Annotated in this window: 12 protein-coding genes; 7 read left to right on the plus strand and 5 right to left on the minus strand. The window is 73.0% G+C overall.

What is annotated here, in order from left to right:
• Positions 1 to 21: 21 nt before the first annotated feature.
• Genes AB0B97_RS09715 through AB0B97_RS09725 form a run of 3 tightly spaced genes read right to left on the minus strand, consistent with a single transcriptional unit; the run spans position 22 to position 2,689 of the window.
• The gene (locus AB0B97_RS09715; RefSeq protein ID WP_357492173.1) at positions 22 to 789 is read right to left on the minus strand and encodes a nucleotidyltransferase domain-containing protein; all 768 of its coding nucleotides are present in this window, start codon (positions 787 to 789) and stop codon (positions 22 to 24) included.
• A 50-nt stretch (positions 790 to 839) separates the two neighbouring features.
• Positions 840 to 2,207 carry a hypothetical protein gene (locus AB0B97_RS09720; protein ID WP_357492175.1) on the minus strand — a complete coding sequence of 456 codons (1,368 nt, stop codon included), beginning with the start codon at positions 2,205 to 2,207 and terminating at the stop codon, positions 840 to 842.
• Positions 2,208 to 2,212: 5 nt separating this feature from the next.
• Positions 2,213 to 2,689 (minus strand): hypothetical protein, encoded by a 477-nt coding sequence (locus AB0B97_RS09725; RefSeq protein WP_357492177.1) that lies wholly within the window; start codon positions 2,687 to 2,689, stop codon positions 2,213 to 2,215.
• Positions 2,690 to 2,791: 102 nt separating this feature from the next.
• Here AB0B97_RS09725 and AB0B97_RS09730 point away from each other — a divergent pair, with 102 nt between their 5' ends.
• A complete protein-coding gene (locus AB0B97_RS09730) occupies positions 2,792 to 3,625 on the plus strand; it encodes a copper resistance protein CopC (RefSeq protein ID WP_357492179.1) in 834 nt (277 codons plus the stop codon).
• Between the two features lie 250 nt (positions 3,626 to 3,875).
• A complete protein-coding gene (locus AB0B97_RS09735; RefSeq protein WP_357492181.1) occupies positions 3,876 to 6,707 on the plus strand; it encodes a ricin-type beta-trefoil lectin domain protein in 2,832 nt (943 codons plus the stop codon).
• Positions 6,708 to 6,790: 83 nt separating this feature from the next.
• Here the strand turns inward: AB0B97_RS09735 and AB0B97_RS09740 are convergent, their stop codons facing one another.
• Entirely contained in the window at positions 6,791 to 7,177 is a 387-nt protein-coding gene (locus AB0B97_RS09740; protein WP_357492183.1) for a DUF2267 domain-containing protein, read from the minus strand.
• A gap of 150 nt (positions 7,178 to 7,327) precedes the next feature.
• Between AB0B97_RS09740 and AB0B97_RS09745 the strand changes: the two genes are divergently transcribed.
• From AB0B97_RS09745 to AB0B97_RS09765, 5 genes are all read left to right on the plus strand, one after another.
• Positions 7,328 to 8,134 carry an SAM-dependent methyltransferase gene (locus AB0B97_RS09745; RefSeq protein ID WP_357492185.1) on the plus strand — a complete coding sequence of 269 codons (807 nt, stop codon included), beginning with the start codon at positions 7,328 to 7,330 and terminating at the stop codon, positions 8,132 to 8,134.
• A 163-nt stretch (positions 8,135 to 8,297) separates the two neighbouring features.
• Positions 8,298 to 8,630 carry a nuclear transport factor 2 family protein gene (locus AB0B97_RS09750; RefSeq protein ID WP_234586754.1) on the plus strand — a complete coding sequence of 111 codons (333 nt, stop codon included), beginning with the start codon at positions 8,298 to 8,300 and terminating at the stop codon, positions 8,628 to 8,630.
• A 34-nt stretch (positions 8,631 to 8,664) separates the two neighbouring features.
• The gene (locus AB0B97_RS09755; RefSeq protein ID WP_357492187.1) at positions 8,665 to 9,501 is read left to right on the plus strand and encodes an oxidoreductase; all 837 of its coding nucleotides are present in this window, start codon (positions 8,665 to 8,667) and stop codon (positions 9,499 to 9,501) included.
• A 181-nt stretch (positions 9,502 to 9,682) separates the two neighbouring features.
• Positions 9,683 to 10,015 carry an STAS domain-containing protein gene (locus tag AB0B97_RS09760; protein WP_357492189.1) on the plus strand — a complete coding sequence of 111 codons (333 nt, stop codon included), beginning with the start codon at positions 9,683 to 9,685 and terminating at the stop codon, positions 10,013 to 10,015.
• A 29-nt stretch (positions 10,016 to 10,044) separates the two neighbouring features.
• Complete coding sequence (locus tag AB0B97_RS09765) at positions 10,045 to 10,440, plus strand: ATP-binding protein (protein WP_357492191.1); 396 nt, start codon at positions 10,045 to 10,047, stop codon at positions 10,438 to 10,440.
• 10 nt (positions 10,441 to 10,450) lie between these two features.
• On the opposite strand, the gene AB0B97_RS09770 is transcribed toward AB0B97_RS09765, so the two are convergent.
• Positions 10,451 to 11,995 carry a SpoIIE family protein phosphatase gene (locus tag AB0B97_RS09770; RefSeq protein WP_357492193.1) on the minus strand — a complete coding sequence of 515 codons (1,545 nt, stop codon included), beginning with the start codon at positions 11,993 to 11,995 and terminating at the stop codon, positions 10,451 to 10,453.
• Positions 11,996 to 12,117: the final 122 nt, after the last annotated feature.

Consider the following 12,117-nt stretch of genomic DNA (forward strand, 5'->3'; position numbering starts at 1 on the left):
AGCACGTCCCGCCGGGCGAGGTCAGCCGGCGATCTCGGCGCGTACCCGTTGCTGGAAGGCACGCGCCTGGGCACCCGTGGGCGGTGGCCCACCGTGTCGCGCGGCGATCGCCCGGCGGATCACCTCATCCGGGTCGCCGGTGTCGACGAGCCGCCGGCCGGCGTCCACCTTGGACAACCACGCACCGTCGCGGTGGCGCACCAGCGAGCGGCAGGCGCCGAGCACCGCGTCCTCCGCGCCGGGCGCGGGCCGGTCGCCCGGTGGCGTCGGCAGGGCCAGCCACCAGGTCAGCGCCTCGATCAGCAGGCGGCGCAGGTCGGCCGGGTCGAGGTCGGCGAAGGCCTCCGCCGCCGGCGGTCCGTGCAGCGCCATCCCGCTCTGGTGCAGGATGCTGCGGTCCAGCCCGTACCAGAACCGGCCGTCGGCGCTCGGGCGGTCCGCCGGGTCGAGGGTGCGGCGGAACGGCATCGCGCGCCCGGTGTTCAGCTCGACCTCGAAGCCGGGCTCGGGGCTGCCGGCCGCGGCCACGGCCCGCTGGTACACGACCAGTTCCAGCCCGCGCGCCGGGCAGGGCAGCGCCTCGTGCCGCAGCCGTGCCACGAGGGTCCGCTTGGCCGCCTCGGTCAGCGGGTCGGCGCAGACCAGCGCCACGTCCACGTCGCTCCGGCCGGGCTGGTACGCGCCGAGTCCCACCGACCCGGCCGCGTACGCCCCGACGAGATCGCCGCCGAGCACGTCCCGGGCGGTGTCAACGAGGTCGTCGAGGTAGCGCCGAAGGGCAGAGTCCACGCCCCATCCTCACCCGTGGGCGCGGGCGCGTCGGCACCGGGCCGGCGGCCCTAACCGGCGTAGAGCAGCAGCAGGCCGGCGACGGTGTACGCGACCATCAGCGCGAGCAGCGGGAGCTGACCGGCCACCGCCCGCGCCCGGGGGAACAGGTACAGGGCGCGGTCGTGAGCGAGCAGCGTCCCGAGCAGGTGCCCGACGATGATGACGGTGATCTGGAGGTTGGCCACCCCGGACGGGGTGACCAGCCCGGTGTGCGGTTGCCAGCCCGCCGTGCCGAACCAGTCCGCCCCGGTGTCACGCGGGTCGGACAGCAGGGCGACGGTGCGTTGACCCTCCAGGATCAGCAGCGAGTAGTAGTGCGCCACCACGTAGCCCACCGCGATCGGCACGATCGAGTGCGCGAGTTCGCGCGGCACCCGCGGCGACTCCGCAGGGTTCGGCGGCCCCGCGGCGTCTGGCGGTCGGGGACCGCCGACGCGGGCGGCGGCGCCGGTGGCGAGCAGGTACGCCACGGCGACGACCCCGATGACCACGATCAGTCCGGCGCTGCCGGTGACCGCCGGGGGCAGGCCGTTCTCCTGGGAGAAGCGCAGCCACGCCGGCGCGTTGGAGAGGCTGTCGAACATGGTCGAGCCGAGTAGCACGATCACCACGGCGACGAGCCCGGGACGGGGCCGCAGTCCGGCGATCCCGTCGAGCGGGTTGCGCCACACCAGCACTCCGTCGGCGGCCCTGCCGATCGGGGCGAGCTGGCCGACGAGCGCGCTGTAGACCTCGAACGGGTCGGCCCGGTCGAACCAGCCCGCGCCGAACAGCGCGGCGCCGCCGAGCATGACCACTGCGTACCCGGCCAGCCACGCGGTGATGACCGGCAGGGTGGCCCGGTCCGGCGCGACCAGTTCCAGCCAGACGAACCCGAACAGGGTGAGCGCGGCCGGCCAGAGGCCCACGCCGGTGGGCAGCTCCCGGACGCCGCGTGCGGGCTCGCGCCGCGCCGCCAGGGCGACGAGCAGGTGCACGGTCCGCAGCGGGTTGACGGCCCGCCAGAGCGGGCCGAACAGCAGCGAGGCGGGTACCAGCCCGACCCAGAGGAGCACGTAGAGCGCGCCGGCCGTCGGATTGTCCGGGGTGTCCGGCCCGCCGAGCAGGCCGACGCAGAACCAGCCGACGGCGAGCAGTCCCAGTGCGCGCAGCGCCCACCGGAACGCGGGGGCGTCGACGAGGCCGGCCAGCCGGTCGGGCAGCGGCCGGCCACCGGCGGCGTCCCGGTCGAGGCGTGGCTCGCGCCAGAGCAGGCCCAGGGCGAGGAACGTGACGACCAGGGTCAGCGCGGCGGCGACGACGAGTTCGGCAAGCGTGATGGGCAGGTCCTGGCGGCCGCCGACGCCGTGCGCCAGCAGCGCGGGAGCGGCGGGCATCCCGCTCAGCGGACGACGAGCTGGAACAGCACCAGCTCGGTCTCGTGCGTCTCCACCTCGAACAGCCCGGTCTTCTCGGCCCGGAACTCCACCGAGCCGGGCGTACCGGCCGGCAGTCGGGCCCCCAGGTCGTAGCCGTGCACGTGCAGTTCGTCGGCGACGTCCGAGGTGACGGTGATCCGGACCAGTTGCCCCTTGGTCACGGTCACCCGGCCGGTGGGCGGGCTGATCCGTCGTTTGGCGATGGTCACGGTGATCTCCCGGTCGGCCCCGGGCGTGCTGGCGGCGGGAGTCGGGCTGTCCGCCGAGGCCGGCGCGGAGGCGCTCGGTGCGGCGGTCGACGTGGCCGGCGTCGAGGGGGCGGCGACGGACGGGTCGTCGTCCTGCCCGCAGCCGGCGGTGAGCAGGGCGCTGAGCAGGCCGGTGACGAAAAGGGCGGTGGGGACGGCGGTGCGGTGGCCACCGGGGGTACGGACGAGCACGGGCGGACTCCGAACGACGCGGGGGGACGGGGTGTCGAGCTGATCGTCGGAGGGTGAACTCTACGTCTTGTTCGGCGGTGGGGAAATGACCATGATGAACGAATGCGATCGAGGCTGGTCACTGTCTGTCACGTTGTGTGCCGTACCGTCGCGGTGCTGGCGGCGCTGCTGGTGGTGTCCCTGGCGCTGCCCGCCGCCCCGGCGTCGGCGCACGGGCAGTTGGCGACCTCCACGCCGCTGACCGGCACCGTCGTCCGTAAGCCCCTGGCCCAGATCGGGTTGTACTTCACCGAGAAGCCGGCCGCCAACGCGCACTTCACCCTCACCGGGCCGAACGGGTCACGGGTGGACAGCGGCTGGTCGCACGGCGAGCCGAAGCGGCTGGACAAGCCGGTCCAGGAGTACTTCATGGTCAACGGGGTCTTCGAGCCGCGGCTGTACCACACCGGCTTTCCCGCGATGGTTACCGTCGCGCACTGGCCGGCGAAGGGCCGCTACACCGCCAGCTATCTCACTGTCGCGTCGGACGGCGAAGCGGTGCGGGGCACCGTCACCTTCGACTACCAGGGCCCGAGCACGCCCGCCCCGGCCGGCTGGACGGCACCGACGAACGGCCCCGAGCCCGCCCTCCTCGCCCAGGCCGAGGGCACCCCCTCGGCCTCCGCCGTGCCGGCGGCGACACTCCCGGCGGACGCCACCCCCGCGGCCGCGCCGCCGGCGTCCCCACCGGCGGGAGGTCTTCCGCCCTGGGTGGTGCCCGCCGCCGTCGTCGTGGTCGTCGGCACGATCATCGTCGTGGCAGCCCGTCGCCGGCCGGCGCAACGCGCGTCCGGCGGCACCGCCCGTCCGCGCGGCGCAGCGCCGCGTCCACGGGGTGCGGCGTCGCGTCCGCGCGGTGGAACGGACCGCCGGCCGGCTCGTCGCGGCCGCCGCTGACCCGGACGGGCATCTCCGGGCATTCGGGGACAAGCACCGCGACCTTTCGCACGGACATCGGGAACTTTTGATGTATTGATGCAAAGGCATGGACAGTCAGATCGAAAGCCCTTAATGTCTCGACCCATCAACCCGGTGTTTCCGGATCGTCACTCGTCGGCGTCGAGGACGTTACGGACCGGGCCGGCGGCCACCGCCTCACATCGCTGCACACCGGCCGTCGGTCACTCCTATCCTCTGTGGAGGAACGATGGGCACACCGCTGCTGCGCCGATTCCGCAGTCCCGTCCTGGGCGCGCTCGCGCTCGTCCTCGCCGTCGGCTTCTGGGCCGACCCGGCCGACGCCGCCCCCGAGCAGGAACCGGGCGTCACTCTGCGCGTCTACGACGTCCAGGTGCCGCTCTCCGAGATCTGCACTCTCAAGCCCGCGCAGACCCCGAACGTGGACAAGCTGATGTCCACGATCAACTGGACGTCGCCGGCCGACTTCGGCTTCGACGACAACTTCGTCTCGCAGGTGCTCGGCAACATCACCATCACCCAGGCCGGGAGCTACACCTTCCGGCTCAGCAGCGACGACGGTTCCAAGCTGACGATCGACAACACCGTCGTGATCAACCATGACGGGCTGCACGGCGCCACCCCGCCCAAGGAGGGCGCGGTCACCCTCGCGGCCGGGCTGCACCCCCTGCGCATCGACCACTTCGAGCGCACCGGCGGCCAGCAGATCACCCTGGAGTGGCGGACGCCCGGCTCGTCGTCCTTCGTGGTCGTGCCCACCTCGGCGCTGAGCACCGACGCCGGAGTCGTGCGGGTCACCGCACCGGGGCGCAAGGAGTGCGAGGGGGTCACCGACTCCCCCGGCGACGGGCTGCCGCTGACCGGCGTGCACCCCGGCTACACGCTCACGAACCTGCGGCCCTCGGGCTTCCAGCCGAAGGTCACCGGGATGGACTGGCTGGCCGACGGCCGGCTCGTCATCAGCACCTGGGGTGGCAGCGACCAGTCCGGCACCTCCCAGGACGGCGAGGTGTACATCATGGGCAACACCGGCGGCGCGACCGGCCCCGGGTCGGTCACCACCAAGAAGATCGCCGGCGGGCTCAAGGAGCCGATGGGGCTCAAGGTCGTCGACGGCGTGGTCTACGTGTCGGAGAAGCAGCGGCTGACCCGGCTCGTGGACACCACCGGAGACGAGGTGGCCGACCGCCTGGACACCGTCGCCACCTGGCCGTACGGCGGCAAGTTCCACGAGTTCGCGTTCGGTCTGCTCTACCAGGACGGCTCGTTCTACGTGAACCTGTCGGTGTCGATCGACTACGGCGGCGCGACAACGGTGCCGCAGCCCGCCGCCAACCGGGGCACCACCATCAGGGTCAACAAGGACACCGGCGCGGTCAGCTACATCGCCGGCGGTCTGCGGACGCCGCACGGCATCGGCTGGGGTCCGGAGGGCGGCATCTTCGTCACCGACAACCAGGGTGGCTGGCTGCCGTCGTCGAAGCTGGTGCACATCAAGCAGGGGCGCTTCTTCAACCACTACATGACCCCGGCGGGCCCGTTCGACGCCAACCCGGTCACCCCGCCGGTGCTCTGGATGCCGCAGAACGAGATCGCCAACTCCCCCAGCACGCCGCTCTACCTCACCACCGGGCGGTACGCCGGGCAGTTCGTCATCGGCGACGTCACCTACGGCGGCCTCCAGCGCGCCTCGGTGGAGAAGGTCAACGGCGAGTACCAGGGCGCGCTGTTCCGGCTCACCCAGGGCCTGGAGGCGGGCGTCTCCGAGGTCAACCTCGGCCCGGACGGCGCGATCTACGTCGGCGGGCTCGGCGCGGGCGGCAACTGGGGGCAGACCGGCAAGCTGACGTACGGGTTGCAGAAGCTCACCCCGAACAGCGCCAGCACCTTCGAGATGCTGGCCATGCGGGCCACCACCGCCGGTTTCGAGGTGGAGTACACCCAGCCGGTCTCGGCGGAGACCGCCGCCAACCTGGCCGCCCACTACAAGGTCAAGCAGTGGCGGTACGAGGCGACATCCAACTACGGCGGCCCGAAGATCGACGAGGAGACGTTGACAGTCAGTGGGGCCACCCTCTCGGCGGACGGCCGGAAGGTCACCCTGACCGTCGACGGCCGCAAGGCCGGCCGGGTGGTGTACCTGCGCTCACCCCGCCCGTTCACCTCCACCAGCGGGCAGTCGCTGTGGAGCACCGAGGCGTGGTACACGCTCAACGCCATCCCGGGCGTCACCCCGCCCGGTGGCGGGACCAACCTGGCGCTCAACAAGCCGGCCACCGCGGACAGCTCCTGCTCGACGACCGAGGGGCCGGCCAAGGCCGTCAACGGCAGCGTCACCGGCGGCAACGGCGACAAGTGGTGTTCCAAGGGCACGTCGAAGTACCTCCAGGTGGACCTGGGCGGCAGCTACGCGGTGAACCGGGTGGTGGTGAAGCACGCCGGCGCCGGTGGTGAGGACGCCGCCTGGAACACCCGGGACTTCACCATCGCGTCCAGTCTCGACGGCACGAACTGGACCACCCGGGCCACGGTGACCGGCAACACGGCGAGCACCACGACGCACGACGTCACCGCGCCCGGCGCCCGCTACGTCCGGCTGGCCGTCACCGCGCCGACCAGCACCAGCGACACCGCCGCGCGCATCTACGAGCTGGAGGTGTACGGCAGCGCCGCCAGCGGCGCGGGCAGCATCACCGGCATCGGCGGCAAGTGCCTGGACGTGGACAACGCCGGCACCGCGGACGGTACGAAGGTGCAGTTGTGGACCTGCAACGGCACCGGCGCGCAGTCGTGGAGCCGGTCCGGTGACACGTACCGGGCGCTGGGCAAGTGTCTCGACGTGGACAACGCCGGCACCGCCGACGGCACCAAGGTGCAGTTGTGGACCTGCAACGGCACCGGCTCGCAGGTGTGGCAGCCGCAGTCCGACGGGTCGATCCGCAACCCGCAGTCGGGCAAGGTGTTGCAGGCCGCCGGGGGCGCCAGCGCCGACGGCACCCAGATCCAGATCGGCACGTACGCCGGTGGCGCGCACCAGAAGTGGGTGGTCACCGCGGGCTGACGCCCGGGGCGCGGTCTGGCCGCCGGCCGGTCAGACCGCGCTGTGCGCCGACAGTTGGACGGCCAGGCCGGACACGGCGTCGGTCAGGGGCCGTGCGGCAGGGGTTGGGCCAGTGCCCGCAGGTCCGCCGGGAGTTGGGACAGGGCGTCGGTGAACTCGCGGTGCCCGACCACCCGGTGCATGGTCTGCAGAACCGCCCGTACGCCCCGTTCGGCTCCGGGCCGGTCCGTCCCGGCGCGGTCGGCCACGCGGCGCAGGAACTCGTCGTGCCCGAACGCTTCCGGCGGCTCGGCGGCCTTGACCAGCAGTGGGCTCAACTCGGCGGCCAGGTGCGGAGCGAGCGCGGCGGCCTCGCCGCCGCTGAGGCGCTCGGTGAGCGTCCGCAGCACGGCCTCGGTCAGCGGGCGTGCCTGCGCGGGCGGGATGCCCGCCCGTGCCGCGACCTTGTCGACGAACCCCAGATCGGCCATGGTCCCGCCCTTTCCGTTGCCGAGACGCGTGGCTACCCGGGCCGACCGGCGGCAAACCCGAGGGCGTGGGCGTCCGCTTTGCGCATCGAAGGGCTGTGCGAACATGGTTGTCCTTCGTGTCTTGCCCACCCCCGAGCGGAAGGACGCCCCATGGCGGAAATCGCCCCCCTGCCGGCCGCCGACCAGCCCAAGATCGACACCAGCGTGCCGCACTCGGCCCGGATCTGGAACTACTGGTTGGGCGGCAAGGACAACTTCGAGATCGACCGGCTGGCCGGCGAGCAGGTACGCGAGCTGTTCCCCGCGATGATCGAGACCGCCCGCGAGTCACGGGCGTTCCTGTCCCGCGCGGTGCGCTTCCTCGCCGGTGAGGCGGGGATCCGCCAGTTCCTCGACGTCGGCACCGGTCTGCCGACCGCCGACAACACCCACCAGGTGGCCCAGCGGGTCAACCCGCGGAGCCGGGTCGTCTACGTCGACAACGACCCGATGGTGCTGGCCCACGCGCGGGCGCTGCTGGTCGGCAGCCCGGACGGGCTGACCCGCTACATCCACGCCGACCTGCGCGAGCCGGAGGCGGTGCTCCGGCAGGCCGCCGAGCACCTCGACTTCACCGAACCCGTCGCCGTCCTGCTGTTCGGGGTGATGGGCCACGTCGGCGACGACGACGAGGCGGTCGCCATCATCCGCGCCCTGCTCGACGCGGTGCCGTCCGGCAGCTACCTGGCGCTCTCCGACGGCACCGACACCAGCGAGGCCGTCGTCGAGTCGCACCGCCAGTACAACGAGAGCGGCGCGCTGCCGTACCACCTGCGCAGTCCGCAGCGGATCGCCCGGTTCTTCGACGGCCTGGAGCTGGTCGAGCCCGGTCTGGTGCCGTTCACCCACTGGCGGCCCGAGCACGACGGCACCCCGGCACCCCTGGACGGCTACTGCGCCGTCGGCCGCAAGCCCTGACCCGCGCCGCGTGGCGCCGGTGGCGGATCCCGCCGCCGGCGCCACGCGCGCCGAGGTCGGTTCTGTCGGTTGCTCCGCGCCCGGTCAGCCCCGTCTCGTACGGTGGGGTCGGACCGGGTTCACGCCAGCCGCCCGAGGGCGGCCCGTGCCGCAGGAGGAGCAGATGGCTGTCGACCTGCCCGACGTGATCGACAGGTACTTCCGAGCCGTCGGCGACAACGACCTCGACGCCCTCGTCGCCTGCTTCGCGGACACCGCGAGCGTGGCCGACGAGGACCGGCTGTACGACGGCCGACCGTCGATCCGCTCCTGGGCACAGCGGACGGCGGCGGCCTCCTCGTACACTGCCGAACCGTTGCGGGTGACGCCCCAGGCGGGCGACTCGTACCTGGTCAGCACACGGGTGTCGGGTGACTTTCCGGGCAGCCCGATCGAGCTGCGGTACCGGTTCACCCTGCGCGACGGCCTGATCGGTGCCCTGGACATCCGCCCGTAGCGACCACGCGGGTCGCCCGTCAGGAGGAGACGTCGTGGCACGAGTCTGGCTCGTCACCGGTTGCTCGCGAGGGCTCGGCCGGGCGCTCGCCGAAGCTGTGCTGGCCGACGGCGACCGGCTCGTCGCCACCGCCCGCAACCCGGCGCAGCTCGCCGACCTCACCGACCGGTACGGCGACCAGGTCCGGGCGCTCGCGCTCGACGTCACCGATCCCGCCGCCGCCCGGACGGCCGTACAGGGCACGGTGGACGCGTTCGGGAGCCTGGACGTCCTGGTCAACAACGCCGGGTACGCCGACGTGGCCGCGATCGAGGACGTGTCCGAGGAGGCATTCCGGGCGCAGATCGAGGCCAACTTCTTCGGGGTGGTCAACCTGACCCGCGCCGCCCTGCCGGTGCTGCGGGGGCAGGGGCGCGGGCACATCGTGCAGATCTCCAGTGTCGGCGACCGGGTGGCCAGCACCGGGCTGGGCGCCTACCAGTCCGCCAAGTGGGCGGTCGCCGGCTTCTCGGCGGTGCTCGCCACGGAGGTCGCGTCGTTCGGGATCCGGATCACCACGGTCGAGCCGGGCGCGCTGCGCACCGACTGGGCAGGCGCCTCGATGAGCATGTTGCCGGTCAGCGAGCCGTACCGGCCGGTCATCGAGCCGGTCGTGGAGCGGATGCGTCGCACCAGCGGGAACCAGCCCGGCGACCCCACCCGGGCCGCCCAGGCGATCATCCGGATCACCCGCGTCGACGACCCGCCCGCCCGGTTGCTCCTCGGCGCCGACGCCGTGGCGGCCGCCTCGACGGTCGCCGAGGCGCTCGCCGCGTCCGACGCGCGGTGGCGCGAGTTGAGCGAGTCCGTCGCGTTCGACGCGACGCCCTGACCCCCTGCAAGGGCGAATCGGCGACCCGCGCCGGACGTTCCGCGTCCCGTCGTCGGGCCCCGGAGCGGACCGGAACGGGTTTTCGTGATCACCCGCCGAACGGACGACGTGGTCAGTCGGCCGGCGGATGACATGATGTGCCGACAACAGCTGACGCTACGAGGAAGGGTGCTGCTGTCTGATGGCGCACTTCGAGGCCCGCACGTCCACGGCACCCGGGCGAATCGTGGTCACGCTGACCGGTGAGTGTGACCTGGCCGCCCAGGCTGAGCTGACGGGCGTGCTGTCCGCGGCGGTGCGCGCCGCGCCGGTGGTGGTGGTCGACGTCGGCGGGCTGCGGTTCCTCGACTCCACCGGCCTGCACGGCCTGGTGACCGCCCATCAGGAGGCACGCGCGAGCGGCCGGCATCTGTACGCCGTGAACGCCGCCGGCCCGGTAGCGGCCGTCCTCGACATCACCGGCATCGGCAACCTGCTGCGCCCGCCCGCCGACGACTCGCGGCTGGCGGGCTGATGGCGGCCGACCGGCGAGAGACCCGTGCCGTGGCCGAGCAGCCCTCGCCCGCCCGGCGCACCGACACCATGACGTACGAGGTGGCGAACGACCTGCGGGCGCTGCGCGCGTTCGTCTGCGCCGGCGCGATCGCCCGGGGCCTGCCGGCCGAGCGGGTGGAGCTGCTGGCGCTGGCGGTCAGCGAGCTGGCCACGAACACGCTGCAGCACACCTCCCACGGTGGCCGGGTCCGGCTCTGGGCCGAGGGTGACCAGTTGTTCTGCGACGTCGTCGATCGGGGCCCGGCGCGGGCGTTCGGCCGGGCCATGCCGGCCGCCGACGCGGTACGGGGTCGCGGGCTGGCCATCGTCGAGCAGATCTGTGACGAGGTGGCCGTGCTGACCGCCAGTGAGGGCACCGTGGTCCGGATCCGACTGGCGCTCTGAGCGCGGCGGCTCACGGCAGCACGCGCACGGCCAGGGTGCACGTGTCGTCGTCCGGGCTGGGATGGTTGAGCAGGTCACGCAGGCGGGCGAGGGGCTGCTCCCCCGGCGTCGCGGTGAGCGCCGAGAGGGTTTCGCGCACCTGCGGCAGCAGGTCCTGCTCGGGCGCGCGTCTCTCGACCAGGCCGTCGGTGTAGAACAGCACGACGTCGCCGGGGTTCAGGCGCGGGGCGAGCACCGGGTACGCGTCGTCGTCGCCGGCGCCCAGCAGCAGACCCGGGGGGCGGTCGAGCGGGGCGGTCGCGCCGGCGCGGGACAGCAGCGGCACCATGTGCCCGGCGCGGCCCCAGCAGAGCACCCGGGTGGCCGGGTCGTACACCGCGACCACTGCGGTTGCGGTGATCGAGAGCTGCCCGCAGAGCTGGTTGAGGTGCCCCAGCAGCACCGACGGGTCCCGGATGCCGATCGAGAGCCAGGCGACCAGGGCGAAGCGCAGGTGCGCCATTCCGCTCGCCGCGTCCAATCCGTGACCGGCGACGTCGCCGACGGCGAGCACCACCTTTCCGTCCGGCAGGGACTGCGCGTGGTACCAGTCCCCGCCGACCCGCGCGGTGCTCTCGGCCGGCAGGTAGTTGACCACCGCCTCCAGGCCGGCCAGCGGAAACGGGTCGCGGGGCACCGGCTGGATGAGGTTCTGCAACTGCCCGGCCAGCCGGTGCTCGGCGAGGGCTGTCATCTCCCGCGTCCGCAACTGGTCGCTGAGTCGCTCGATGGCGGTCCGGGAGTCCACCCGGGCGGTCACGTCCTGCACCACGGCGTGGATCTTCAGCGGTGCGCCGTCCGCGTCGCGGGAGACGTCGGACAGGATGCGCAGATACCGCACCGCGCCCGCCGTCTGGAACCGGACCGTCACGTCCGAGGACGCGCCGCTGTCCAGCGTCTGCCACGCCGTCTCGCTGAGCATGTAGTCGTCGGGGAGCAGGGCGGCTGCCTGCTCGGTGCGCGACAGCGGGCCGAGCGCCGGATCGCGCTCGAAGATCCGGTACATCCCGGGTGACCACTGGCTGACCCCGCTGGCCAGGTCGTACTCCGCCCAGCCGAGGCTGCCCAGCAGCTCGGTGTGGTCCATGCGCCGGCGGTCCTCGTCGAGACGCTGCCAGGACACCAGCAGACCGCCGAGGACGCGGTGCACGTGGATGTCGAACAGCGAGTCGGCGACGACGCCGGTGCGCTTCTCCACGTACCGGAAGTCGGCCAGGCGACCGGACGAACCGGTGGCGAGGACCTGCTGGTAGAGCTGCCAGAGAGGGCCGCCGACCATGCTGGGGTACAGCTCGCTCAGGCGGGCGCCCACCCGGTCGACGCCCCGCCCGTAGATGTCGTGGCTCTGGCCGCTGGTGGCCGCGATCCGGAAGTCGGCGGCCGCCCGGTGGTCGTCGGGCACGGGCACCAGCCACGTGCACCCGGCCGGGACGACCGCGAGGATCTCCCGGACGACCGCCTCGACCGGCCGCGTCGCTTCGGCGGCGTACGCGCCGGGACCACCGTGGTCCGCCATGGCACGAGCCTAGTCACCGACAGGCGTACGGCACACGGCCGGCGCATCGAGGTGGCGCTCGGACCAGATGGAGGCCACGGTGGGACGAGACGCGCCGCCGATGCGCCCACGACGAGGCGTGC

The sequence above is a fragment of the Micromonospora sp. NPDC049004 genome, from assembly GCF_040649315.1.
GTDB lineage: Bacteria > Actinomycetota > Actinomycetes > Mycobacteriales > Micromonosporaceae > Micromonospora.